This window comes from Pontibaca salina, assembly GCF_016307205.1.
GTDB lineage: Bacteria > Pseudomonadota > Alphaproteobacteria > Rhodobacterales > Rhodobacteraceae > Pontibaca > Pontibaca salina.
Map to the genome: position 1 here is coordinate 106,984 of NZ_JAEIJD010000006.1, position 25,556 is coordinate 132,539.

The window sequence follows — 25,556 nt, forward strand, 5'->3', positions numbered from 1 at the left end:
TGCCGAATATCGGCTGAATCTGCAGCGCCACTGACTTTCCGAAAGGACGGCAATGAGAAAGACACAGCCAGAGGCAGCGGGGCTGGATCGCAGACGGCTTGAGCGGATCGGCATCTGGATGCAGCGCTATGTGGATGAACGCAAATTTGCCGGGGCATCGGTACTGATCGCACGCGGCGGGCAAGAGGTCTATTTCGACGCCAGAGGTCAGCGTAACATCGCCCGCGATCTGGATTTCACCCGTGACACAGTTGTGCGACTATACTCCATGACCAAGCCGATCACGACGCTCGCCGCCATGTGCCTGATCGAGCGCGGTATGTTCCATCTTGATGCGCCGGCTTCTGAATTTATCCCTGCATTCAGTGACATGCGATCTCTTATTAAAGGGGCAGAGCGTTTGGATCAGGTCGAGCCCTGCGCCGTGCCGACAATCCATCAGTTGATGACACACACATCGGGCCTAAGCTATCCGTTCAATCCCGGCGTGCTGCCCCGCGCCATGGATGAGGGCGATTTGATGTTCCGACCCGCGCAGGGGAACTTGGCCGATATGGCCGAGCGGGTTGCGGCATTGCCGCTGGCCTTTCATCCCGGCAAACGTTGGGAGTATTCGGTCGGCATCGACATTCTGGGTCGCGTAATCGAGGTGGTGTCGGGGCAGTCGCTCGACAAGTTTCTGCGCGAACATATCCTTGGCCCGCTCGGCATGACACAGACTGCATTTCGCGTGCCCAAGGCCACCGGCGAGCGGTTCGCAGCGCTGTACACGCCGCTTGCGGGCGATGCGATGGCGCTTAATACGGCGCGCAAAGGCGACGACAGCCTGCGACTTGCCGATGCGCCGGGATCATCCCCGTTTGAGTGTACCACGCTGTTTTCGGGCGGCGGCGGGCTGGTCGGCACAATCGATGACTATATGCAGTTTGCCGAATATCTGCGCAGTGGCATGACCGGGCAGGGCGCGCGGATCGTGGGGCCGCGGACGCTGGAGTTTATGATGCGAAACCACCTGCCCGGTGACATTGCATCAATGGGACCGCAGAGCTTCGCCGAACAGCCAATGCAGGGCATGGGGTTTGGCCTTGGCGGCGCGGTAGTGATCGATCCGGCGCGTACCCGTGCGCCAAGCAGCGTCGGGGATTTCAGTTGGGGCGGTATGGCGTCCACGTTTTTCTGGGTCGACCGGGCACAGGATCTGAGTGTCGTCTTCTTTACGCAACTGGCACCCTCCAGCGCCTATCCGGCTCGCCCGCAACTCAAGGCACTGGTTCAGGGGACACTGACATGACCGAACTTGGACGCATCTTATGGACGCCTAGCGCCAGCCGCGCCGAGGCCAGTCTGATGGCTGAATTTCTTCGCTGGCTGAGCGCCGAACGCGGCCTGACGTTCAGCGATTACAACGCATTATGGGAATGGAGTATCAGCGACCTGGATGGTTTCTGGTCTGCAATCTGGGCGTTTTTTAAGCTCGAATCTTCGACCCCGTACACAGGGATTCTGTCCGAGGAGCGAATGCCCGGCGCGGTCTGGTTTCCGGGGGCGCGGCTGAATTTTGCGCAGCACATGTTGCGACAGGTCCGCGACACGCCCAAGGGGACCGCGCTGATCGTGCAATCGGAGACCTTTGGGCATAAGAAAATCACGTGGGAAGGGCTGACCAAGCAGGTCGCCAGCGTCGCGGCGCAATTTCGGGCCATGGGGGTGGTTCAGGGCGACCGGGTGGCGGCGATCCTGCCCAATACGGAGACTGCGGTCATTGCCTTTCTGGCAACCGCCAGCATCGGCGCAATCTGGTCACTATGCTCGCCCGATATGGGGCCGATCGCGATTTTGGACCGGTTCCGCCAGATCAAACCGAAACTGCTGATCACACAGGATGGCTATGTGTATGCCGGCAAGATCTTTGACCGGCGCGCGGCAAATGACGACATCGCCGCCGCATTGCCGACGCTGGAGCAGCGCGTCGTGGTGCCTGCGATCGCGGAGCCGCCCGAGGGGGTGATCGTCTGGGGTGACTTGACCCGTGATGACATTGCACCGGATTTCGCGCAGGTGTCGTTCGATCATCCGCTCTGGGTGGTTTATTCATCAGGTACCACCGGCGACCCCAAACCCATCGTACAGGGTCATGGCGGCGTGCTACTTGAAGGCGTGAAACATGCCCTGCACTTGGATCTGAGTGCACGTGACAGGTTCTGCTGGCTGACTTCCTCGGGTTGGATCATGTGGAACATCCAATTCTTTGCGCTGGCACAGGGTGCGGCGCTGGCGCTGTTTGACGGGGCAGCAAACCATCCCAATCTGCTGGAGGTCTGGCGCTTCGCTGCGCGCGAGCGGCTCAGCTATTTCGGTGCTGGGGCGGCCTTTTTCGAGGCCTGTGATAAAGCCGACATCCGCCCGCGCGAGGAGCTGGACCTTGGCGCGCTGCGCTCGGTCGGGTCGACCGGATCGCCACTGTCGCCAGACGGTTATGACTGGGTTTACGAGGCGGTGAATCCCGATATCTGGTTGGCCCCGATTTCCGGCGGCACCGATATTTGCGGTGCCTTTGTCGGCGGAAATCCAATGGCCCCGGTCCGCGCGGGCGAAATGCAGTGCCGGTTTCTGGGTGCTTCCATATATGCGTTCGACGAGGGTGGAAACCCGGTGAGCGGGCAGGTCGGTGAACTGGTATGCACCCGTCCGCTGCCGTCGATGCCGCTGTATTTCTGGGGCGACGACGACGGCACCCGCCTGCATGAAAGCTATTTCGACACCTATCCGGGGGTATGGCGGCATGGCGACTGGATTGAAATCACCAAACATGGCGGCGTTATCATCTATGGGCGCTCGGATGCCACGATCAACCGCAAGGGGCTGCGGCTGGGCAGTGCGGAAATCTATCAGGCAATCGAAATGTTACCCGAGATTCATGATTCCTTGGTGGTTGATCTGGAGTTTTTGGGGCGCGGAAGTTTCATGCCGCTTTTCATAGTGTTGGAAGACGGTTTTAATCTTGATCAGGCGCTATGCGAGCGGATCAATCAGACCATTCGCGACCGGGTATCGCCACGTTTTATTCCCGATGAAATCGTGCGGATCGATGCGGTGCCGCGTACCCTGTCTGGAAAGAAGCTGGAAGTGCCGGTAAAGAAACTGCTGCTGGGCCATGCGCCGGATAAGGTGATTAAACGCGACGCGATGGCGAATCCGGACAGTTTTGATGCGCTCCTCGCCTATGCGGCGCAGCGCAAGGCGCGCAGTGAGAAGGATAATGGACAAAATGGATGACGCAGCGGCGGGATTGCTGAATTTGCTCGACATCGAGCGGCTCGAGGTCGATCTGTTTCGCGGTACTGGCCATGGCGGAGAGACCAGTATGCGGATTTATGGCGGCCAAGTGATCGCGCAGGCGCTGGCGGCCGCCTATCGCACGGTGCCCGAGCGATTATGTCACAGCCTACATGCCTATTTCATCCGGCCCGGCGATCCGTCGATACCGGTGATCTATAGCGTTGATAGATCGCGGGACGGCGGCAGTTTCACGACACGCCGTGTGATCGCGATCCAGAACGGCAAGCAGATCCTGAACATGAGCGCGTCTTTCCATGTGGCCGAAGAGGGCTTTGACCATCAGCACGAGATGCCGCCGGCTGACCCACCGGGAAACCTTCCCAGCCGGGCCGATTTGCGCCAGCAATTTGCGCATCAACTGCCGGAGGACCTGCGACAGGACTTTTTACGGCAACGCCCAATCGACTTTCGCGAACATGCCCCTCGGGATCTATTGCACCCCGAACCGCAATCAGACCGTAATTATCTGTGGTTTCGCATGGAGGATGCCGCAGGGGCCGACGTCCGAATGCAGCATTGCCTGTTGGCCTATGCATCGGACATGAACCTGTTGGGTTCGTCTTTGCGCCCGCATGGCGAGAATTTTTTTACCGGCAATGTGATGACCGCAAGTTTGGATCACGCGATGTGGTTTCACGCCCCGATCCGGTTTCAGGATTGGCATCTATACGTTATGGACGCCCCATTCACCGGCGGCGGGCGCGGGTTCAACCGGGGAACGATCTTTCACATTGACGGAGAGCTGGTTGCCAGTACCGCGCAAGAGGGTCTGATGCGCCCGATGCGCCCGATGCGCCGCAATAAGCAGGTTTAACAGGCTCTATCCGCCTCAGAGGCTATCCGCACTCGCCACAGGTGTAACGAATGCGGGGTGACGCGAAATACGGCGAGTCCTGGGCGATACAGGTCGGGGACCGCGTTTAGTTCACGGTTACCCCGACCACCTGCACTGATCAGGCCTTGGGCGGGGTGGCGGTTTTCACCGAGTGCAGTTCATTATTTTTGAAATGCAGGGTAAAACTATCTTGTGCCGCTGTGCTATTTTCCCGGAGGGTCACTTCCAGACGCGCCCCCTGTAGATCCGCGCTTTCCAAGATCGCTTTTTCGCCATCCAGCCAGGCGGTACCGGTGATTTCCTGAAAATCTTGCTGCAGGTCAATGCGATACAGCCTGCCGTCCAGTCTTTCCCATTCCCAGATGCCTGCGATTTGTGCCGGCACGATCCATTTGTAGATATTTACACCACTCATCTCGCGCCAATCATCAGGCTTCCAGTCCCCCATGCCGAAGGCGTGGGAAATGATACGGGTACCAGGGCGCAATTCACTCAAAAGCCGGGGGCGTAACTCCAGATTGACCATCTCGAGAAGATACAGGGTAACCACTGTCGCCGCGCTGATGTCGACCGTGAAGATGTCATCTTCGATAAAGTCGACAAGGAACTGGACCCCGGCCCATCCGGCCTCTTCCATGGCGTCCGCAATACGTTCAGGGTCAAGGTCGACGCCTATGCCAGTTGTATCCCGATTTCTGGCAGCAGAAATCAAGATACGGCCATCGCCGGAGCCCAAATCATACAGCACGTCATTCGGTCCAACAGCCCCCAAATTCAACATAGCCTCGACGACGTTTTCATCCGTGGGTACGAAGGGAACGTCCAGAAGAGTTTCAGGCGGGGATGTGTAGCTGTCGACACCGATTTCGTCGGTCAAGTCTCTAAACAATAATATACCTGCGAGGTTAAGTCGGGCGAAATGCCCAGCGTTCATTTTTTGTAGTTCCGGTAGAAAAGCTTGGCCCCACGCGAAAACGATCCCGTCTGCGATGGGGTCGTGTGGTTTCGGGACCAGCGTTTATCCGCTTAGCCGGAAGAACAGCGGCAAGCTATGTTCTTGTAGGACGTAGCAGATACAGGAAGCAAGCAACTACACTGACCCTGGCTCAGTCTTTGCGCGCATCGTTCTGGGATCTGATCAGTGACTCGAGCTCCGCCAGACGGGTTAGAACCTCGTCACGATACGTGTCTGTCCTTTCGTTGGATTCTTCTTGATGGGCATCCTGCATAGAATTCACGATCAAGCCGACCAGCAGGTTCACCACGGCAAAGGTTGTCACCACGATGAAGGGAACAAAGAACAACCACGCAAATGTGTAGACTTCCATTACTGGGCGAACAATGCCCATCGACCAACTCTCAAGCGTCATGATCTGGAATAGTGAATAGCCGGATCGTGCCAGCGTGCCGAACCATTCGGGAAAGGCCGCGCCGAAAAGCTTGGTCGCCATGACAGAGCTTATGTAAAAGATCGCGCCCATCAGCAAAAAGACCGAGCCCATGCCCGGCAGCGCATTAACCAGCCCTTCCACCACCCGCCGCAGCGACGGCGCCACCGACACAACACGTAGAAGGCGCAATATTCGCAAGGCGCGCAGCACGCTCAGGCCCTGAACCGCAGGAATCAGGGATATACTTACGATCACAAAGTCAAACACGCTCCACCCGCGGCGGAAGAAATCCAAACCACGTGCGAAGAGTTTGAGCGCGATTTCGACCACGAAAATGAAGAGGCAGATCCGGTCGATGAGCACGATCAGCGGGCCAGCGAGTTCCATCGCTGTCTGCGAGGTTTCGAGCCCGAGAATGACGGCGTTCAACAGGATTACGCCGATTATGAAATTTTGCACGGCGGGCCGATCCACGAAACGGGCAGTCCGTTCGCGGAGAGAAGGCGGGGGGAGATAGCTGTGATCAGTCATTGGCGCACATATCGAACACATCTTCGGGATCGGCAAGATCTCAGTTAGTGCTGTCTGCGCCTTGTTGCGCACCGTCCGCACCCGTCGCGGTCATGCTGATCTAAAGATTTGCGTCTTGTTATCCCACATCAGAACCACTGGCCTGTTTCCATCAGGCCGAGATTGAGTAACTGGCCGGAATGCCATTCGAACGGGATTGAGTTGTGCCAGCGCAGTGTGTTGATGGATAATGTTGAATCCGGATTGCGTTTCAGTGCCTTGGCTGCCCGAAATGAACAGATCACCGCTGTCAGGTTGTTGTGCCAAGGGCATGCGTAGGTGTTGTATTCTTGAGCTACGAACGTGTGATTGGGCAGCAGTTCCGCGCCCGGTGCAGCGCGGAATAGGGCGATCCGGTCGATCTTACGCCGTTCTGTGGGGACATGCTCCTCGAAACGCCAGCGCAATCCGCCGAAGAAATCAAGCTGTCTTTCACGGGCCTGGCCAGTGGTCGGGTCCTTGCGCGCCTGTGCATAATATCCCGAGCGGTCAAGATAGGCTTCATCCAGCGATACCGCGCTCGGGAACTTCGCAAGATCGCCGGCGTAAAGGTCGACCACGTAGGTTAACATTGCGTCCCGTCGCTCTTCGCCGTGGAAGGTCAGCATTTCGTTGACACTGCGGGTTTCGCAGAAGGGAAAGAACAGATATTCTGCATTATAGCAGTAGTAAAGCCATGTGCCCGGTGCCGCGCGGATCACCTGGTTCACCGCATTGCACACGGCCATGGGCGGGCTGCAATCAAAGCCGATCCGATACAGGTTATCTGGCAACTCATCCGGCAACTCAAATGCGTCGGGCATCAGCGCGAGAACGGCTTTGAAGCCGCACTTCAGATGGTGGTGCAGGGTCGAGCCGATTTCGGTATCATCCTCGACAAAAACCATCGCAACCGGACCTTGGTTCAGCACCGGCTTTGCAGTCTTCAGAAAGCTGTCGATCGAGTCAAATCTCATATCCTTGCCCCTGTCGGATCGCGATCTTCTGGTTCTCCGCGGTAGAATCGGTTAACTGCATATGGAAAGCAAGCAGGCGCGGATCGGTCCCGACCGCCGTGCCGCTCCCAAGTCGGAAGCCCCTAAATATGACCACGTCCAAAAAACTGTTCATCAAGACCTATGGCTGCCAGATGAATGTCTATGACAGCGAACGCATGGCCGAAACGCTGGGCGGGCAGGGCTATGTGCAGACTGACACTCCCGACGATGCGGACATGATTCTGCTTAATACCTGCCACATCCGTGAAAAGGCAGCCGAAAAAGTCTATTCCGAACTGGGCCGGTTTAAAGGGTTGAAGTCGGCCAATCCCGAACTGAAGATTGGCGTCGCCGGTTGTGTGGCGCAGGCCGAGGGGCAGGAGATCATCAATCGCGCGCCGCTGGTTGATTTGGTCGTTGGGCCGCAAAGCTATCATCGATTGCCCGAGCTGGAAGCAAAGACTCAGAGCGGACAGAAGGCGCTGGATACCGACTTTCCCGAAGAGGACAAGTTCGAGCGGTTGAAAGCCCGCCCGAAGGCACCCCGCGGCCCGACCGCCTTTCTAACTGTTCAGGAAGGGTGCGATAAATTCTGCGCTTTCTGCGTTGTGCCCTATACCCGCGGAGCCGAGGTGTCGCGCCCGGCTGCGCGCATCATCGACGAGGCGCGTGATCTGGTCGAACGGGGCGTGCGGGAAATCACCCTGCTGGGCCAAAACGTCAACGCCTATCACGGAGTGGGGGAGGGTGGCGAATGGGGCCTTGCCCGGTTGATCCGCGCGCTGGCGGAGATCGACGGCTTGGCGCGAATCCGCTTCATGACCTCGCATCCCAATGACATGGATGATGATTTGATCGCCGCGCATGGCGATTGTGAGAAACTGATGCCCTATCTGCATCTGCCGGTGCAGTCGGGCAGTGATCGCATTTTGAAGCGCATGAATCGCAACCACACCTCCGAAAGCTATCTGCGCCTGATCGAGCGTATCCGAGAAGCACGCCCTGATATCCTGATTTCGGGAGATTTTATCGTCGGTTTCCCCGAAGAGACCGAAGCGGATTTTCAGGCCACGATGGATTTGGTCGCGGCAGTTGAATACGGGCAGGCCTATTCGTTCTGTTATTCTCCGCGGCCCGGTACGCCGGCGGCAGAACGCCCGCAAGTGCCCGCAGACGAGGCCTCAGAGCGGTTGCAGCGGCTGCAGGCGCTGCTGGCGCAGCAGCAGCGACAGGTGCAGGAGTCGATGGTCGGACGCGAGGTCGGAGTGTTATTTGAGAAACCAGGCCGCGAACCCGGCCAGATGGTTGGCAAATCTGATTACTTGCACGCGGTTCATGTGACTGACAACGATATAGAGGCTGGTGGGCTGCGCCGGGTGCGTATTACCGGGTCTGGCCGAAATTCGCTAAACGGCGAATTGGTTGACTGCAAGTGAGGATTGTCGGCAACGAACTGCGCTGAAAATAGGCAGGTTGGTACGCAAACACCTATATGGACTGGACCTTGCGCCCTGCCACTGGCTTGATAGGACTCGATCAAACTCTGGATCCGTGACACCGGACACAGACACCGAGGTGCACCCTTTTGAAACCCGCACGTTACGCATCATCTGCAATCCGCAACTGTCTGACAGCCGCCGGTTCAGTCATGGCAATTGCCTGTACCCTCGGCGGGACCGCGCAAGCCGGCAATGTCGAGCCGGTGATTGTTGAGCCTGTCGTGACAGCCCCTGCAAATCCGAATTGGGAAGGGTTCTATTTGGGCGGCAAGGTCGGTTATGCGTTTGGGGGGGAGGACCGAGTCGGATTTAGAGATCCATCGGGTACTCTGGTGGAACGCTCGGTAGGGACGCTGGAATATAGCGGTTTTAATTACGGATTGCGGCTGGGATGGCGTGGCCAGCACAATATGGCAGAACGGGCCTTCGTCTACGGCGCCGAACTAGGCTATGACCGTGGCAATGTGAAGGATTCCTTTAGCAGAGGATATTCCGCTTCTGTGGACACGAACCATGTGCTGGGGTTACGTCTGAAAAGCGGTTTCACCAACAAGTCTGGCAATACGCTATTTTACGGTATCTTGGGCTATGTACGCGGCGATTTCGATTACGCGGTTAATGGTACAACAGGTGGCGATTCCATCGATCTGGATACTTCGTTCAATACCGATGGGTATTCGATCGGTCTGGGCGTTGAGCATATGCTGAACGAGCGCTGGTCGGTCAACGCCGAATGGGAATACCTTGAGTTCGACCGCAGGCGACTTGACGACGACAGTGGCGACTTTACAACCGCGACCCCGAAATATAACAACTTGCAACTCGGCGTGAATTTTCGTTTCTGATCAGTGGCCATTCTGCTTCCGAATGTTTTCCACCAGAGGCGGTTGGGAATTTTTTGCTTTTCCGGCCGGGAATCCCCATGTCGCGTCTTGCGCTGCGTCAAGCATATTGGCACGGTCAATTAATACCATCAGAACAGGAGAGCGGATTGGCCATTGGTGCCCTGACCCCACCGCAACAACCGGACGCACCGCGTGATGTGCAGATCGAATTTCCCGACAACCGCCTGTTGATCGACCTGTGCGGCGAATATGACCGCAATCTGGCCGATATCGAACAGAAGCTGGATGTACAGATCATGCACAAGGGCAACGTGTTGTCGATCATAGGCGAGCCCGAGAAGCAAAAGCAGGTTGCCGACGTGTTGCAGGCGCTCTATGCGCGGCTTGAAGCTGGGCGCGATGTCGAAAGCGGTGACATCGACCGCGAAGTGCGCATGGGCAATGATGAGCCACAGCCGCCCAAGTATATTCCAGCCAACCAGCTTGAGATGTTCAAAGGTGACAGGGTTGAGATCCGAACACGCAAGAAGCTGGTCGAGCCACGGACCGAGGCGCAGCGTACCTATGTTAAATCTTTGTTTGCCAACGATCTGGCGTTTGGGATTGGGCCAGCCGGCACGGGCAAAACCTATCTGGCGGTGGCGGTGGGCGTAACGATGTTCATCGACGGCCATGTCGATCGGATCATCTTGTCGCGCCCTGCGGTCGAGGCGGGCGAGAAACTTGGCTATCTGCCCGGCGACATGAAGGATAAAGTCGATCCCTACATGCAGCCGCTTTACGACGCATTGAACGACTTTCTACCGGGCAAACAGCTCGCCAAACTGATTGAGGAGCAGCGGATCGAAATTGCGCCTTTGGCCTTTATGCGCGGACGCACCCTGTCCAATGCCTTTGTGGTGTTGGATGAGGCGCAAAACGCCACGACGATGCAGATGAAAATGTTCCTGACCCGTCTGGGCGAGGGGTCGCGTATGGTGGTGACAGGTGACCGCACGCAGGTCGATCTGCCGCGCGGCGTGAGTTCCGGACTGGCCGACGCCGAGCGTCTGCTAACACATATCCCGCAGATCGGATTCAACTATTTTACCGCGCGCGACGTGGTGCGCCATCCGCTGGTCGCCGCGATCATCGACGCCTATGAGGCCGATAATTAAGATGCGACTTCTTGACGCTCTCACAGCTATCTTGTGTAGCGGGTGTTTCCCGGTCACATCGCTATCATGACTGTTGAGATTGTAATCGAAGATACGCGCTGGCAGGCGCTTGATCTGCCGCGTCTGGCTGAAACCGCCGCCGACGCCACACTGATGCACCTCGGCATGGACCCGGAAGCGTGGGAAATCGCGCTGCTGGGGTGCAATGATGCACGTATCGCAGCACTGAACGGTGATTTTCGCGGCAAACCTGAGCCGACGAATGTGTTATCTTGGCCATCGCAGAACTTCGCGGCCGCACCAGATGGCGCGATGCCCGTCGCTCCCCGGGGGCCGGACCCGGAACTGGGCGATATTGCCATCGCCTATGAGACCTGCCGAAGCGAAGCGCGGGAACTGGGCAAGCCGCTGAAGGCGCATGTGACCCATCTGGTTGTGCATGGGGTGTTGCACCTACTGGGGTTCGACCATGAACGCGACGCCGATGCGGTGCTTATGGAGCGGATCGAGACGGAAATCCTTGGCAAATTGGGTCTGGATGACCCATATGTGTGATAACGGGGCGTCGATGACGCTCGATTCTGGACAGGAATGATGGAAGACGACATAGACGGAAGTTCTGGCGCGGCGCGACGCGCGCAGCCACAGGACGAAATTACCGACAGGCCCGAGGAAAAAACGGGTTTATTGGGACGGATTTTCGAGGCTTTCACACAAACCGAGAACGGTAGCGGCGACCCGGTCAACGGCGGTCGTCTGGACAACCCGTCCCACGGCATGATCAACCTGCGCCGGATGCGGGTCGAGGATGTGGCGATCCCCACTGCCGATATCGTCGCCGCTGCGGTGACGATCACCAAGGATGAACTGGTCAAACTGTTCCGCGATAGCGGCATGAGCCGGATACCGGTTTATGACGGTACACTTGATACGCCGCTGGGCTTCGTGCACCTGAAGGATCTGGCGCTGAGCCACGGGTTTAATGGCAATACCGCCGAGTTCGACCTCAGATCGATGGTGCGTCCGGTTCTGTTCGTTCCGCCCTCGATGCCGATTGGCGTGTTGCTCACCAAGATGCAGACGGAACGACGGCACATGGCTCTGGTGATCGATGAATATGGTGGCGTCGATGGCTTGGTAACGATCGAGGATCTGATCGAACAGGTCGTGGGCGAAATCGCGGACGAGCACGACACCGACGAGGACCAGACTTGGATCAAGGAGCGGCCCGGCTGCTATGTGGCCCAGGCGAAAACCCCGCTGGAGGAGTTCGAGGCCGAAATCGGCCTGTCGCTGACCGATAGCGACACCGTCGACGAGGAGGAGATCGACACATTGGGCGGTCTGGTATTCATGTTGTCGGGGCGCGTCCCGACACGCGGCGAAGTTGTGCAGCATCCTGACGGTACCGAGTTCGAAGTGATCGACGCCGACCCGCGCCGGATCAAACGGATGCGCGTGCGCCTGCCGGAACCGCGCTGATGGTCTCGATGCCGTCGCGGCGGCTGCTTGTACGGCTGTTGTTGGCGGTGCTGGCCGGGGCGCTTGCGGCGCTGGGGCTGGCGCCTGTCGGCTGGTGGGGCGTCACGCTGGCGGTGCTGCTGGGACTGCCCGCGCTGGTCTCGGGCGGCCTGAGCGCGCGGCAGCAGGGCGCGGTCGGCTGGGCGCTGGGGCTGGGCTATTTCCTGCATGGCCTGTTCTGGATCATGGAGCCGTTTCAGGTCGATGCGGCGCGCCATGGCTGGATGGCCCCCTTTGCACTGGTGTTCATGGCTGGCGGGATGGCGCTGTTTTGGGGCGCGGCCTTTTGGGGTGCGGCGCGTATCGGACGTTCCAGCGCGGGCCGAATCTGGGCGCTGGTGTTGCTATGGGCGCTCGCCAGTTTTGCGCGGGCCTATCTGTTCACCGGATTCCCTTGGGGCGCGCTGGCGCAGATTTGGGTTGATACCGATGTGGCACTATTGCTGGCATGGCTCGGGCCGCACGGTCTGACCCTATTGACACTAGCCGCCACGCTGCCGACGGGAATGGTCCTATGCGGGCTGGCAACGCCACACAGACGCGCGAACATGCCCCATTCTCTGCCGGTGCTAGCGCTTGTCCTATCGGTCGGGGCGGTCACAACGCTGCCCCCGACGGTGACGATGACCGATCACGTCGTTAGGCTGGTCCAACCCAATGCGCCGCAGAACGAGAAATGGGATCCGACGCGCATCCCTGTATTTTATGAGCGCCAGCTTGCTTACACCGCCGCGGCGCCGCGCCCCGATCTGATTGTCTGGCCCGAAACCGCGATTCCGTGGCTTCTGGATGATGCGGGCCCGGCACTAGAGGAAATTGCCGCCGCGGCGGCGGGCGCACCGGTTGTGCTGGGGGTGCAGCGCGATGAGCGTGCGCGCTACTATAACGCGATGGTCTATCTGGACGCGACCGGCGCAGTGGCCGGGGTTTACGATAAACACCATCTTGTGCCCTTCGGCGAATATATCCCCTTTGGCGATCTGGCCGCACAATTCGGTCTGCATGGATTCGCTGCGCAAGAGGGCGCCGGGTACAGCGCCGGGCCGGGGCCGGTTCAGATGCCGTTTGGAGCGTTGGGGCAGGGCGTACCGCTGATTTGTTACGAGGCGGTCTTTCCGCAGGATGTGGGCGGTGCCGGTGGGCGCGCCGATTTCCTGATCCAGATCACCAATGATGCATGGTTCGGCCAGAACAGCGGCCCCTATCAACATCTGGTCCAAGCGCGGATGCGCGCGATCGAACAAGGGCTGCCGATGATTCGCGCGGCCAACACCGGCATTTCCGCAATGATCGATCCGCTGGGGCGGGTATCGGAAAGTATTCCCCTAGGGCAGGCGGGCTATCTTGACGCCAAATTGCCGGCGCCGTTGGCGCCGACGCTTTATGCTCGACTTGGCGATATGCCAATATTGGCGCTGTTGTCGCTGGCGCTGGCGGCACTCTGGTTTCGGCAATTGCGCAAAGGGGGCGTCGTTCTGCATTGACGTCGAAGGTGAGCACGCGTAACCATTTACAACCCGTCACAACGGCTTCCTGACGTGACGGGCTAAACCCAATGGAGCACTCTCATGTCACGCGATAATTATGTCTTCGCCTCGGAATCGGTTTCTGAAGGGCACCCCGATAAGGTCTGCGATCGTATTTCTGACGCCATTCTTGATGCCATGCTGCGCGAAGAGCCCGAAGCGCGGGTTGCCGCTGAAACCTTTGCGACCACCAATCGCGTGATCATCGGGGGCGAGATCGGGTTGGCTGACAAAACCAAACTGCATCAGTACCTGGAAGGTATGGAAGACATTGTTCGCGCCTGTATCAAGGATATTGGATACGAGCAGGACAAGTTTCATCATGCCACCTGTGAGATAACCAACCTACTGCACGAACAATCTGCCCATATCGCTATGGGCGTGGACGCGGCAGAGGACAAGGAAGAAGGGGCTGGCGATCAGGGGATCATGTTTGGTTTCGCCACGCGTGAGACCGAAGCGTTGATGCCCGCGCCATTGCATTATGCCCATGCGATCCTGCGGCGTCTGGCCGAGGTGCGCAAGGATGGGACCGAGCCGGCCTTGGGCCCAGACGCCAAAAGCCAGCTTTCGGTGCGTTATCGCGACGGCAAGCCGGTCGGGATCGATTCGATTGTGTTGAGCACGCAGCATCTGGACCCGACGCTGAGCAGCGGCGACGTGCGCGCGATTGTCGAGCCTTATATCACCGAAACCTTGCCCGCGGGCTGGCTGAACGGCGACACGGTATGGCATGTCAACCCGACCGGCGCCTTCGTGATTGGCGGACCGGATGGCGACGCGGGGCTGACCGGGCGCAAGATCATTGTCGATACCTATGGCGGCGCAGCGCCGCATGGCGGCGGTGCATTTTCCGGAAAAGACCCCACCAAAGTGGACCGTTCGGCGGCCTATGCCGCGCGCTATCTGGCCAAGAACGTGGTGGCCGCAGGGATGGCAGACAAGTGCACGATCCAGTTGAGCTATGCCATCGGGATCAGCGAGCCGCTGTCGATCTATGCGGAAACTCACGGCACCGGCGAGGTGGCGCCCGAGGCGATCGAGGCCGCGATTCGCAAGGTCATGTGTCTGACCCCGCGCGGCATCCGCGAGCATCTGGAACTCAATCGCCCGATTTACGAGCGGACCGCCGCCTATGGTCATTTCGGGCGCGAGCCGGACGCCGATGGCGGATTCAGCTGGGAGCGCACCGATCTGGTAGAGGCATTAAAAGCGGCGGTTTAACCGACCGGCGCGGCTGCGCCGCACATATTTACCGGGGGTGAGGGGCACCGCCCCTCACACTCCCCGGGATATTTTCGGCAAGAAGATACAGAGGCGGTTCAGGTCGCCGAGTAGAGCGATTCGTAGATCGGGGTGAGGGTATCATCCTCGAACAGCGAGGACACCGAGGTGCCGTTCCAGATGTTGAGGATTGCCTGGGTGAAGATCGGCGCAGTCGGTACGATGCGGATGTTAGGAGCGTCCAGCACAGTCTGACTTGGCTGGATCGTGTCGGTTAGCACCAATGATTTCATCACTGAATTGCTTACCCGTTCCACCGCTGGACCGCTCATCACGCCGTGGGTGATATAGGCGTGGACCTCTTTCGCGCCATTGGCCAACAGAACCTCAGCAGCTTTGCACAGGGTCCCTGCAGTGTCGCACATATCGTCGACGATCAGGCAGGTCTTGCCCTCGACATTGCCGATGATGGTCATCTCTGAGATCTCGCCTGCCTTTTCGCGACGCTTGTCCACGATGGCAAGGGGCGAAGCGATGCGCTTGGCGAGTTCGCGAGCGCGCGCCACGCCGCCCACATCCGGCGACACCACCATCAGATCCTGCATCTGGTCCTTGAAATGGGTCTTGATGTCGAGCGCGAAGATTGGCGAGGCATAGAGGTTGTCCACCGGGATGTCGAAAAACCCTTGGATCTGTGCCGCATGAAGGTCCATGGTCAGCACCCGCTCGATTCCGGCCTCGACGATCATATTCGCCACCAGTTTGGCCGAGATCGGCGTGCGGGCCTTGGTGCGCCGGTCTTGGCGCGCATAGCCGAAATAGGGCAGCACGGCGGTGGTTCTTGCGGCGCTAGAGCGGCGCAACGCGTCGGCCATGATCAGCAATTCCATGAGGTTGTCATTGGCCGGGTTCGATGTCGGCTGGATGATGTACATGTCCTCGCCGCGCACGTTTTCGTACACTTCGACAAAGATTTCGCCATCGTTGAAACGCTCGACTCGTGCATCGACCAGACCGGTGTGAATACCACGATGGGTGGTCATGCGCTCTGTTATGGCTTGCGCAAGTGGCAGATTGGCGTTCCCGGAGATGAGTTTTGGTTCGTTGGTATTAGGCATGTGTCAGGTTCCCGGGGTAGCTGGGCGATCCTTAAGGGAATCGCGAGATTGACACCGCTTAGCACGAGCGTACGGCGGCGCAAAGAACGTGGTTCAGGGAAAGTGCACATATGGCGTGAGTCCCGGACAAGCTGAGCTTGTGGGCTCGCCAGTTGGCATTGGAATATGCTGTTCCGTTATGTCCCGAATGGCCGTTGGGGTCGTCTCAGAGGGGCCGTTGAGATTGGCCACAGTGGCAATGAGAATCTCCTTGGCATACGAGACGGGTTACTCCGCAGACGCGAAGCCTACGATCAACTGCCGCAACCCGATATAGGCACCGACAAAAATCGAAACCAGCGTGAGCGGAGCGCTGAAAGCCAGCAGCGACATGGCAGACAGGCCTTGACCCACGCTGCAGCCGGCGGCCACCACCGCGCCGAAACCCATGAGAACTGCGCCGCCGATTTGACGCCGCAATTCGCGCGGGTCGTCGCAGGCTTCCCAACGGAAATGCCCCTTGATGAGCGAACCGACAAACGCGCCTGCGAGCACGCCCAACACCGACCCGACGCCAAAGCTTGGCGCCAGTCCCGACGCCAGCATCGCATAAAGGATTGTGTCGCCCAGCGGCGCCGAGAAGGTATGCGAAACTATTGGTACGGCCTCCCAACCTTCGCGCGCCACCCACGCTGTACCGGCCCAGCCGGCGGTGATCGCAAGGCCGACGACCGCCCCCCAGAATAATGTCGAACCGGAACGCCGGACATGTCTGGGGGCCACCACCAAGGTGAGCACCAGCAGGCCGATGGCAAAGCCCAGCGGGGCCGGGGCCAGCCCGGTCATGCGCGAGAGCGCGTGTGCCAGACCCGGAAGGGCATCACCGTCGCTAAGTGGAAACATCCAGACACGTAGCTCGGCAAGGGGGCCGGAGAGGGCCACGTAAGCTGCAATACCGGTCACGAGAACGATCACAAAGCTGCGCAGATCGCCGCCGCCGAGCCGGGCCAGCGCACCGAAGCCGCAATTGCCACTGATCGCCGTGCCATAACCGAAGACCAATCCACCCAATACTGCCGCCCAAGGGTTCCAGCCTTGGGCCAGATAAGCGGGTCCGGACGCGTCCAGCCAGCCGGCCCAGATCAGGCTGAAGGTACCCAAAATCGCGACGCCAATAGCCACCCCCCACATGCGCAGGCGCAGATCGCTGCTGGAATAAAAGTAGTCTTCAAGGGCGCCTAGCGTACAGAACCCTCCAAGGCGCGCTGCAAGGCCGAGTAGCCCGCCACTTAGGAGGCCTATAAGGGCTACGACCAGCGGCTCGCCCAATATTTCAATCATGGATCTTCTCTGTCTTAGTGCCGATTAACCCGAACTTGTGATAAGCGCCATTCACGCGCCGATTCCGCAAGGGGACACTAGACCAAGTACAACCAATTGTCGCGTATGTGAAACGCTGTGCGGTAACAACTGAGAATGTTCGCGCCCAAGCCGGTGAACCCGCCAATCAATCCCATTTATCACCGAATCTGCCGGCGCTCTGGAGGTGGAGGCAGTCCAGAATACCATGAAGATTGCGCAGTTGACGATTGGGTCGCATGACCTTGAGAACCTTACGTCACTTGGCCAGCAGATCTTTCGACTGACGCGCCGGGATATGGAGAAATAGGCGTCTAAGTCCGCCTCAGGTATTCATGCAAGCGGCAGGCCGGCTTGTCGCTCCGGAGCGGTTGCACACTGATCGCGTCCCACGCGGTAAAATCGACCTTAGGGAAAAATGTGTCGGCATCGTCGATTTCGATGTCCACTTCGGAAATCAGCAGCCTGTGTGCCAGCGGCAGCATCTCTTTGTAGATACGCGCGCCGCCAATACCGTAAATACGCCGGTGGCCTTGGCCGTGCGCAAGCTCAATAGCCGCCGTGATCGACGGAACCACGACCTCGGCAAGCTCTGGATCGGAGGAAACCACGATATTGAAGCGTCCGGCCAATGGCCGCACCGGCAGGCTATGCCACGTATTCCGCCCCATTATGACCGCTCCGCCCAATGTTTCGCGCTGGAAAAACTTCAGATCTTCGGGAAGATGCCAAGGCATGACACCATCGCGACCGATGGCTCCGTTTCTGGCGCGCGCGACAATAAGTGTAATCATTATTCAGACCGCTACTGGTGATGGGATTGTTGGATCAGGATCAAAGCCGTTGTTCTCGAAATCGTCATAACGGACGTCAAAGGTGATGGCACGTTACGTTTGATTCTCAAAGTCGACAGGGGCAAAAATTGCAATCTTACGTATGGCGAAATCCGGCGAAAGGGATGGTATAACTAAAAACAGATCGGAAAATGGCGACCCGGGGAGGACTCGAACCCCCGACCAAGAGCTTAGAAGGCTCCTGCTCTATCCAGCTGAGCTACCGGGCCGTGCGCGTTCTACTACCACCATGGTATAGGGGTTGGAAGGTGGAAAAAATGCAAAAAACACTCGGATTTATCCGCCCTTGAGCTTCACTTTGCCGGGCGGACTCAGGTCCGTTCCGGGCTGTTGGGTGCTTCGTATCTGTTCTCATCGTGCCGCTGAAAGCCGCGCCACCCTTGTCGGTTAACTTTACATTCCAGTTCCGGGCGATAGCCTTAGGTGCTTCAGCTGAGGCCGATCAGCGAAAGCGCCATGCCGAGTAACGCCGAGCCAACAAGGACCGTGACTGGACCCAGCCCGAAGCGAAGCACCGCTACAAGTGCAGCCAATACCATTGCCGCAGCCGCCAGATTCACCGTAGCCCAGACCGGCACATCAAGTTTCAGACCAAAGGCCGTGAGGGGGCGCATCTCGTCGAAAATCACGTGCAGGCCGAACCAGACGGCAAGGTTCAGGATGACGCCGACTACGGCTGCGGTAATCGCGGTCAGGGCGGCGGTCAGCAACGCGTTGCCCCGCAGCCGCTCGATGAAGGGAGCACCGAGGAAAATCCACAGGAAACAGGGCGTGAAGGTCACCCATGTTGTCAGAAGCCCGCCCAGCATTGCTGCAAGCAAAGGGGGCAAGCTGCCTGCTTCGCGGAAAGCGCCCATGAATCCGACGAACTGCGTCACCATGATGAGCGGTCCCGGCGTGGTTTCGGCCATGCCAAGCCCGTCCAACATCTCGCCCGGAGCAAGCCAGCCGTAGTTCTGCACCGCCTCCTGCGCGACATAGGCGAGCACCGCATAGGCACCCCCGAACGTCACCACGGCCATTACGCTGAAGAAGCCTGCGATCTGGGCAAAGACATTGGCCGGACCCAAGCCTGCAAAGAGCATGGAGACCGGCGCCAGCCAGAGCACGAGGAACACCGCCGAGATGCGAAACGCCCAGCCACGGTTGACCTGCGTGTGCTCCGGCGACTCTTCACCCAGAAGCGTATCGGCGTCATCGACCATCTTCGCGCCCAGTTTGCCGTGGCCGCCGCCGGACTGAAACGCAGGCAGGCCTGCACGCGCACCGAAAAACCCGATCAGGCCCGCCCCCAGTATGATCAGCGGAAAGGGCACGGCGAAACCGAAGATCGCCACGAATGATGCGGCGGCGATGGCGACCATCGCCCCATTTGTCAGAGCGCGCGCACCGATGCGGATGACCGCCTGCACGACGATGGCCAGCACCGCAGCCTTGAGCCCGAAAAACAGCGCCTCAACCGGCCCCACATTGCCATAGAGCGCATAGATCCAACTGAGCGCCATGATCGCCACGACGCCGGGAAGAACAAACAGGACGCCGGCAATGATGCCGCCAAGCGTGCGATGCATCAACCAGCCGATATAAACCGCGAGTTGCATTGCTTCTGGCCCCGGCAGCAGCATGCAATAGTTAAGCGCATGGAGGAATCGCTTTTCCCCAAGCCAGCGTTGTTCCTCGACGAGGATGCGATGCATGAGTGCAATCTGTCCGGCGGGCCCGCCAAAGCTGAGCAGGCCGATGCGGGCCCAGATGCGGGTGGCCGCAGCCAGGGTTGGATATTCATGTTGCTGCATCAGTCTGCCTTTGGCTTATTGGTGGGCCAGGTGCGGATTCCTCGCCGGTATCCCGTACCCAGTGACAGAAGTCGAACTGGCGCTGTATCCCAGTTTCCAACTGAGGTGCAAAGCTGCCTTTGAACCGCCAGCATTAAGTCGTATCGGGGGAGTCCACCTCGTTCAATAACGAAAGATAGGAATGGTCATCGTGATGGAACCGCAGCGCCCAATTGAAGAACCCGCGCCCAACTGGTCTTTTCACGACGATCGCGAGACGGTCGTGACGGAACCGCATGCGCGCCCATCGATCCCGGTCGGCCCGCAGGATCTGGTTTTGCACCTTGGCCTCAAGTGCGGGGAGGCCGCGCAACTGCGATTGTTCGAAATCCTTAAAATCGACCCAGAAACGATAAACGCGCGGCACTGGATGAAGCAATGTGCGGTGTTTCGCTCGAAAGTGGAACAGCACACCGAATTTACCTCGATCACACTCCTGTTTCCGCAAACGGGTGACGATGCAAGCTGGACCGGCCTTCTTGCGGAAATAGCGGCTGTCAACGAGGTTGAGATCATCACCCTTACCAAAGTGGTGATGGAGGGGTCCTCTTGGAACGAAGATCCGTCTTCACCATCCGACAGACGGTATTACGGCGGCACGATGCGCGGCGGGATGGCAGTCCGCTCTACGCTTATTCCGGACCGGGCGGGTTTTATCACTTATCACGTCCATTCTCCCGGTGGCACCCCAGAAGCAACCGGTCGGCGGGTCCAGCGCCTCATTGAAATGGAGACTTACCGGACATTATGCTTGCTGGGTTTGCCACTGGCGAGACGGACTGGTGACCGGCTTGCGCAAAACGAGAGTCGGCTGATCAACATCGTCAGATCCATGGGCGCTGAGGGTTCGGACGATGATGAGAGGCTTTTTGAAGCGCTCTCGCGCTTACTGCAAAGCAGCAATGCAGAGCGCGCTTCGACACGGTACCGCTTTGCAGCCAGTCTCGCCTATTACAATCTGGTTCAGCACCGGTTGACCTCGCTGGAAGAGATGGAACTAGGCAGCTTGCAAACAATCACCGGCTTCGTCCGTTCCCGACTGGACCCGAGCATGGCCACCATCGAAAGCGTCGCGGAAAGGCAAAAAGTGCTGATCAATGATCTATCGCAAGCCTTATCGCTTTTGCGTACACGGATCGATCTGGGACTGAACCGGGACAATCAACAATTGTTGAAATCTCTCGATGCGCGCAACCGGCAACAGGTCTTGATTGCGCAAACCGTTGAGGGCCTGTCCGCAGTCGCTATTACCTATTATGCTGTCGGTCTGCTCTCTTATGTCCTGAGGGCGGTAGATCCTGTTATGCCGCCATATTTGCCGCACGCAATGCTCATCGCGATCTCGGTTCCGTTCGTTTTAGGAGCGGTTTGGATTTCACTCCACCGCATGCGGGCCAGATGGGACAAACATTCGAAATAAAACAGTCATAGGTGATGGTTGCCATGGCTTGATCGGGCAGTCTTTCCACGGGAGCAGAAGTGGACGCAGGATTTCGGACCAGTTGCCAAGCTCTGGCGGCTGACGACGGAAGACCCCTATGGCGACGCGGACACGCAATTCGGCTCAGTTCAAGGCTAATGTTGCGCTTGAGGCCATCCAGGCAGAATTGACGATGCCCGAACAGGCCAGGAAATACGGTATCCATCCAGCGACTATCGATGGCTGGACGGAGGTGGCGATTGAGAGCATGGTGTCGGCGTTAAGCCGGAAGGCCGAGGTGGCACCGGCAATCCCGCAGAAAGATCGGGAGAAGCTGCATGTCCCGGTGCCCGGCTACATATGTTGGCTTGGGTAAGAGGGGGAGATTGGCCAGGTGGGGTGGAACACGATATTTGTTAATAGCCTCTAGCCTTACCCACAGGGCTGGAGGCAAAGCGCGGTGAGCAGAACCCACCCCGATCTTAGCGCCCGGCGACTATGCGCGTGGCTGTTGCTGGCACGCGCCAGCCGACTTTGGCGGCCGCGTGGTGAAGACGCCGAGACTCTGACGTTCAAGGGAATCTTCGTCGAACAGGCAGTATCTCTGGCCAGGCGCTGCTTGCCCGCCTCTGGAATTCTTTCGAAGAAGTATAATAAAGGCTCACGCTGACCCTTTCACCCCTCCAGTGCATGTAAACTTGCTCTGCAGAGCCGCCAGTTCGATCTGACTATCATTTCGACCGAATGCTATTTGCGTATCTTGCGACGGATGCTCTTGACCAGCTTGTCTGCCGCGTCGTTTGATGATTCCGATATTCTGTCCGTCTTCGCCCCTTAAAGGCTGCGTTGATCCAGGCCCTTTGCAAGGATGCATGAATTTCGAGCCGTTCATTTTAGCCAAACTCATTGATAGCGCTCAAAGGAAATGTACAAAACTACGACAGTTCCTGTTTCCCGTCTTGCAATACCTGAACTGATCGTTCACATACCACGGCTATGGAGCGGTGGCCGAGTGGTCGAAGGCGCACGCCTGGAAAGTGTGTAGGCGGGGAACCGTCTCGAGGGTTCGAATCCCTCTCGCTCCGCCATAATTGCCTGCTAGGTTGTTGTTTTTAAACAAAAGCCGAAAAGCCTATCCCCCTATATATCCCCCTGCATGAACCGGATTGCTTTGGACGGTGCTGGAGCACGACAGTGCTGTGATGATCTTGGGCAAGCCGGGGACTGCTCTTGATTGCCCGCTTAGCCAGCAAACGTCGGCTTCCCGGATTTGACTGGATCTTCCAGCGATAGCCTCAGGCAGTTTCAACCGAAAAGTTGTAAATGTGGTGAAAGAGGAGCCGGTCGCCCGATGCACGCGGTCGGGCCGCTGGCGAGTAGGCGGGCTAAATCGGAGATTTTCTACATCCCTTTGGCCGCCAGTGCGGCTACGCGCATGACCCTATGGCCGCCGTGCGACTGATCAAAAACGTCCTCTTTGGCGCTGCCGGCTGATCATGCCAGGCACTTCATCGACACTGACGCCGAGAAACGACGCCATATCCTCAACAAGGATGTCGCGCTCGGCGCGCAATGGGCCGACCCGTGTAGCCCTTCAGAGTGCGTAAGCCCTTGCGCATGCGCTTGAATCGGCGGGCATGGGCGTAGCGCCCCACCTGAGCCGTCAGCCGCGGTCCAAGCCGCGTAGCTCTGACGCAGGCCGATCCCCAGTTCTTGGGCCAGCGTGACGAGCCGTTGCCGGGCACGCTCATAGGGCCGGGTGTCAGTCGGATAGGCGATGTCTTTCTCCATCACCGTGGTATCTACGATCACCTTTTCAGAGCTTCGGTGATCGATGACACCGCTGGTACGACCCGCTTCAATCGTCTTGGTCAGAAGCCATTCATCGCCTTCCTCGCCGATCCGCGTGCGCCAACGTGTCAGCGCCTCGAGCCACACCAATTCGTGGCGTATATCGATCAAGTCGGTCAGCCGTGGCCGCAAAAGATCGTCCTGCTCAGTCTCTCGGGATTTGGCTCTCATCGCGGCACCACAAATTTCAGGGTTTCTGCGGCCAGCCTACCAAACCCTGCGAATCAAGAGCACCAAGACCCCGCAAAAACACATAGAATCAACGCCTCAATGGTTGTTCGGAGTCGACTGCAAAGAGGCGCGATGGCCACCAGCCAAGCCGCACGCGTAGCCCCAAGCATAGCTCCGCGTGCGGCCTCCTACTCCACTCGCTGGGCCACCACCTTCCGGAATTTCCTGATGGCAAAGAGACTTCGCGCCCATAGTCTGGCGCAATGTCGAACGGGCCTTGGACGGATGAAAAGAGCGGGTCGGCACGCGAACGTTAAGCGCGCACCGACCCAAACGCACGTTCAGCCCTGGCGGTTAATTCCCCGACATCCAGGCAATCGGTTCCGCCGGTTCAAACTCTGCCGAAACCTCTCCGGCGAGCCTCGTGTCGCGCCCCAGCGGAATGGTTCTTGTTCCGGACCCCTCAGAGAAGTCAATGCCATCCAGGTCCACCCAAAGGACGGATGGGTCAATCACAGACTCGAAGTACCACGTCTTGTTTTCTTGATCAGCCACGGTCCGCCACAGCGTCATGGAAATGTTCGGATGATCGGGGTCTTTCATGCCTACCGGCACCCCAATCGCACGGATCAACGAGAAGGCCGCAGCGGTCGCCAGATCGTCGTCTTCATATTTCGGCGTGCTGCTCAACAGATAATCCGTGCGCACGAAGCGGTCTGCAGCATTGATGGTGCCGGGAAGAAATCGATTGCCGCCAATTGTTCTCCAATAGTTCACAAGACCCAATTGTTCATCGAAGACTGGTGAATTTGTCATCACTTTGTGGTCCCGACTGTGATGGATCTTGAGGGCACCGTCGATGTACTCGAAAATCGCAGAATCGCCACCCGCATCGGAAATCGAAAGATGCACGGCCGCTGCCTGGCCGTTGGGCAGGGTCGGTGCCACGACAGTGAAGGGGTCGTCCTCCATAGCCACAACTGCCTCGGCCACGGTGGCGAAGTTGTCGAGAAAGTATTGATTCCACGCTCCGACCGACAAGGTCGGCTTCCCAGTTTCGGCCGCGTCGCCAAAATCAGATTCGGCGAGGTACAGAACATTGGCGACCAGTCCAGCCTCGTTCATGCCATCTGCATTTGCTGCATCGTAGAAGGATGCGAAGACCGATCCGTATTTGGATGTCCACGTGATCGGATTATCGCCGGCGCCGCCATTCTGCTCCATACCTCTGGGGTACACCCAGATTGCGGTGCGCGCGGTTGGGTCGTTCCAGTCCATCCCGCGCGCGGTTATGAAGTTGCCAGCGCCGGTTTCATAGACAAGACGTGTGCATGCCTTAGCGTGCTGCAATGGTGCGAGCGTCACCGCCATCAGGGCGCAGGCAGCTGTCTGCAAGACTCTTCGGTAGGTTCGGGGGCGGGTTTTCATGATGCTTTCCTAATGAGGGAGTTCTGGATTCCGACTGAGAACTGACGGGTCGATCAGATAAGTTATAATATAATATTCGTAGGTCAATGCAGATAGCAACGAAGCCCCCCACGGGCGGCGCAAGCTGCGCGAGATTTTCGACCGCGCTGCCGTTCGTCGCGGTCCTGACCGATGTCTCGGTTGCTGACCAAGTAGTCGTTTTATCTGGGTCCGGCTCTGTTGCACAAATCGGGTGATGGCCAAGGCTCCCCTTTCCCGGACGGACTCATCCGACGGCTATCGTGACAGGTATGCCAAGTGCGGTATAGCCGTTCAGCACGGCGATACGGACTTGCATTTCTGCAACCTGGCGGTCGAAGTTCGAAACACGACAGAGCCCGCGAACGGCGAACTCCGCGTCATCGGTATCGACGACTGGGCCTGGCGCAAGGGACAGAGATACGGCACGTTGATCTGCGATCTGGAGCGACGCCGGGTTGTCGACCTGCTGCCGGACCGGGAACCAGCCACGGTCGAGGCCTGGCTGCGTGACCGCCCCGGGATTGAGGTCGTGGCCCGTGACCGCAACGGCGGTTATCGCGGCGCCGTCGCGCGCGCCTTGCCGCAGGCGCTTCATCCTCTTGTCTTATGAATGAGGTGGTTCCTGTGCGAGATTGG

20 protein-coding genes, 2 tRNA genes, 3 pseudogenes and 1 riboswitch are annotated in these 25,556 nt (G+C 58.5%); of the genes and pseudogenes, 14 read left to right on the forward strand and 11 right to left on the reverse strand.

From position 1 onward, the window contains the following. Positions 1-52: 52 nt before the first annotated feature. Genes JAO82_RS09115 through JAO82_RS09125 form a run of 3 tightly spaced genes read left to right on the forward strand, consistent with a single transcriptional unit; the run spans position 53 to position 4,153 of the window. The gene (locus JAO82_RS09115) at positions 53-1,291 is read left to right on the forward strand and encodes a serine hydrolase domain-containing protein (protein ID WP_232897314.1); all 1,239 of its coding nucleotides are present in this window, start codon (positions 53-55) and stop codon (positions 1,289-1,291) included. Beyond that, positions 1,288-3,276, forward strand: coding sequence for an acetoacetate--CoA ligase (locus JAO82_RS09120; protein ID WP_198686072.1), 1,989 nt, complete (start codon positions 1,288-1,290; stop codon positions 3,274-3,276). Before JAO82_RS09115 ends, JAO82_RS09120 begins: the two co-directional genes overlap by 4 nt. Continuing rightward, positions 3,269-4,153, forward strand: a complete 885-nt coding sequence (locus JAO82_RS09125) for an acyl-CoA thioesterase (RefSeq protein ID WP_198686073.1) — start codon at positions 3,269-3,271, stop codon at positions 4,151-4,153. Before JAO82_RS09120 ends, JAO82_RS09125 begins: the two co-directional genes overlap by 8 nt. Positions 4,154-4,292: 139 nt before the next feature. Here JAO82_RS09125 and JAO82_RS09130 read toward each other — a convergent pair whose 3' ends face one another. The 3 genes from JAO82_RS09130 to JAO82_RS09140 all read right to left on the reverse strand — a co-directional run bounded on the left by JAO82_RS09130 (position 4,293) and on the right by JAO82_RS09140 (position 7,091). Further along, entirely contained in the window at positions 4,293-5,051 is a 759-nt protein-coding gene (locus JAO82_RS09130; protein WP_198686074.1) for a class I SAM-dependent methyltransferase, read from the reverse strand. Between the two features lie 229 nt (positions 5,052-5,280). Next, positions 5,281-6,096: an ion transporter gene (locus JAO82_RS09135; protein ID WP_198686075.1), complete on the reverse strand. Its 816-nt coding sequence runs from the start codon at positions 6,094-6,096 to the stop codon at positions 5,281-5,283. A 128-nt stretch (positions 6,097-6,224) separates the two neighbouring features. Further along, entirely contained in the window at positions 6,225-7,091 is an 867-nt protein-coding gene (locus JAO82_RS09140; protein WP_198686076.1) for a glycosyltransferase family protein, read from the reverse strand. A 128-nt stretch (positions 7,092-7,219) separates the two neighbouring features. On the opposite strand from JAO82_RS09140, the gene miaB reads away from it, so the two are divergent. The 7 genes from miaB (at position 7,220) to metK (ending at position 14,884) form a co-directional block, all read left to right on the forward strand. Beyond that, complete coding sequence (miaB, locus tag JAO82_RS09145; RefSeq protein WP_198686077.1) at positions 7,220-8,548, forward strand: tRNA (N6-isopentenyl adenosine(37)-C2)-methylthiotransferase MiaB; 1,329 nt, start codon at positions 7,220-7,222, stop codon at positions 8,546-8,548. 149 nt (positions 8,549-8,697) lie between these two features. Next, positions 8,698-9,456 (forward strand): outer membrane protein, encoded by a 759-nt coding sequence (locus tag JAO82_RS09150; protein WP_198686078.1) that lies wholly within the window; start codon positions 8,698-8,700, stop codon positions 9,454-9,456. 146 nt (positions 9,457-9,602) lie between these two features. Next, on the forward strand, positions 9,603-10,613 hold the full coding sequence (locus JAO82_RS09155) for a PhoH family protein (protein ID WP_232897315.1): 1,011 nt from the start codon (positions 9,603-9,605) through the stop codon (positions 10,611-10,613). Positions 10,614-10,679: 66 nt separating this feature from the next. Next, the gene (gene ybeY, locus JAO82_RS09160; RefSeq protein WP_198686080.1) at positions 10,680-11,168 is read left to right on the forward strand and encodes an rRNA maturation RNase YbeY; all 489 of its coding nucleotides are present in this window, start codon (positions 10,680-10,682) and stop codon (positions 11,166-11,168) included. 39 nt (positions 11,169-11,207) lie between these two features. After that, positions 11,208-12,095, forward strand: a complete 888-nt coding sequence (locus JAO82_RS09165) for a hemolysin family protein (protein WP_198686160.1) — start codon at positions 11,208-11,210, stop codon at positions 12,093-12,095. After that, positions 12,095-13,618, forward strand: a complete 1,524-nt coding sequence (gene lnt / locus JAO82_RS09170; RefSeq protein WP_198686081.1) for an apolipoprotein N-acyltransferase — start codon at positions 12,095-12,097, stop codon at positions 13,616-13,618. The genes JAO82_RS09165 and lnt overlap by 1 nt, the downstream gene beginning before the upstream one ends. Before the next feature lie 30 nt (positions 13,619-13,648). Continuing rightward, positions 13,649-13,697: riboswitch (SAM-SAH riboswitch) on the forward strand. Between the two features lie 5 nt (positions 13,698-13,702). Continuing rightward, complete coding sequence (gene metK, locus JAO82_RS09175; protein ID WP_198686082.1) at positions 13,703-14,884, forward strand: methionine adenosyltransferase; 1,182 nt, start codon at positions 13,703-13,705, stop codon at positions 14,882-14,884. 98 nt (positions 14,885-14,982) lie between these two features. Here the strand turns inward: metK and JAO82_RS09180 are convergent, their stop codons facing one another. The 5 genes from JAO82_RS09180 to chrA all read right to left on the reverse strand — a co-directional run bounded on the left by JAO82_RS09180 (position 14,983) and on the right by chrA (position 19,990). Further along, positions 14,983-16,002: a ribose-phosphate pyrophosphokinase gene (locus JAO82_RS09180; protein WP_198686083.1), complete on the reverse strand. Its 1,020-nt coding sequence runs from the start codon at positions 16,000-16,002 to the stop codon at positions 14,983-14,985. 267 nt (positions 16,003-16,269) lie between these two features. Beyond that, complete coding sequence (locus JAO82_RS09185; protein ID WP_198686084.1) at positions 16,270-17,322, reverse strand: YeeE/YedE family protein; 1,053 nt, start codon at positions 17,320-17,322, stop codon at positions 16,270-16,272. A 332-nt stretch (positions 17,323-17,654) separates the two neighbouring features. Continuing rightward, positions 17,655-18,134 carry a dihydrofolate reductase gene (locus tag JAO82_RS09190; protein ID WP_198686085.1) on the reverse strand — a complete coding sequence of 160 codons (480 nt, stop codon included), beginning with the start codon at positions 18,132-18,134 and terminating at the stop codon, positions 17,655-17,657. Positions 18,135-18,326: 192 nt separating this feature from the next. After that, a tRNA-Arg gene (locus tag JAO82_RS09195) sits at positions 18,327-18,403 on the reverse strand. A gap of 219 nt (positions 18,404-18,622) precedes the next feature. Then, on the reverse strand, positions 18,623-19,990 hold the full coding sequence (gene chrA, locus JAO82_RS09200) for a chromate efflux transporter (protein ID WP_198686086.1): 1,368 nt from the start codon (positions 19,988-19,990) through the stop codon (positions 18,623-18,625). Between the two features lie 193 nt (positions 19,991-20,183). Here chrA and JAO82_RS09205 point away from each other — a divergent pair, with 193 nt between their 5' ends. The 3 genes from JAO82_RS09205 (at position 20,184) to JAO82_RS09215 (ending at position 22,537) form a co-directional block, all read left to right on the forward strand. Continuing rightward, positions 20,184-21,449 (forward strand): DUF3422 family protein, encoded by a 1,266-nt coding sequence (locus JAO82_RS09205; protein ID WP_232897326.1) that lies wholly within the window; start codon positions 20,184-20,186, stop codon positions 21,447-21,449. A gap of 118 nt (positions 21,450-21,567) precedes the next feature. Then, positions 21,568-21,825: a transposase gene (locus JAO82_RS09210; protein ID WP_198686088.1), complete on the forward strand. Its 258-nt coding sequence runs from the start codon at positions 21,568-21,570 to the stop codon at positions 21,823-21,825. A gap of 622 nt (positions 21,826-22,447) precedes the next feature. Next, positions 22,448-22,537 (forward strand) — tRNA-Ser (locus tag JAO82_RS09215). A gap of 489 nt (positions 22,538-23,026) precedes the next feature. Here JAO82_RS09215 and JAO82_RS09220 read toward each other — a convergent pair. The 3 genes and pseudogenes from JAO82_RS09220 to JAO82_RS09230 form a co-directional block, all read right to left on the reverse strand. After that, positions 23,027-23,471, reverse strand: a pseudogene (locus JAO82_RS09220) (IS5/IS1182 family transposase); the annotation flags it as partial. A gap of 354 nt (positions 23,472-23,825) precedes the next feature. Continuing rightward, entirely contained in the window at positions 23,826-24,899 is a 1,074-nt protein-coding gene (locus JAO82_RS09225) for a linear amide C-N hydrolase (protein ID WP_198686089.1), read from the reverse strand. 265 nt (positions 24,900-25,164) lie between these two features. After that, positions 25,165-25,260 (reverse strand): annotated as a pseudogene (locus JAO82_RS09230) (IS5/IS1182 family transposase); the annotation flags it as partial. Between the two features lie 30 nt (positions 25,261-25,290). On the opposite strand from JAO82_RS09230, the pseudogene JAO82_RS09235 reads away from it, so the two are divergent. After that, positions 25,291-25,512 (forward strand): annotated as a pseudogene (locus tag JAO82_RS09235) (ISL3 family transposase); the annotation flags it as partial. Positions 25,513-25,556 lie beyond the last annotated feature (44 nt).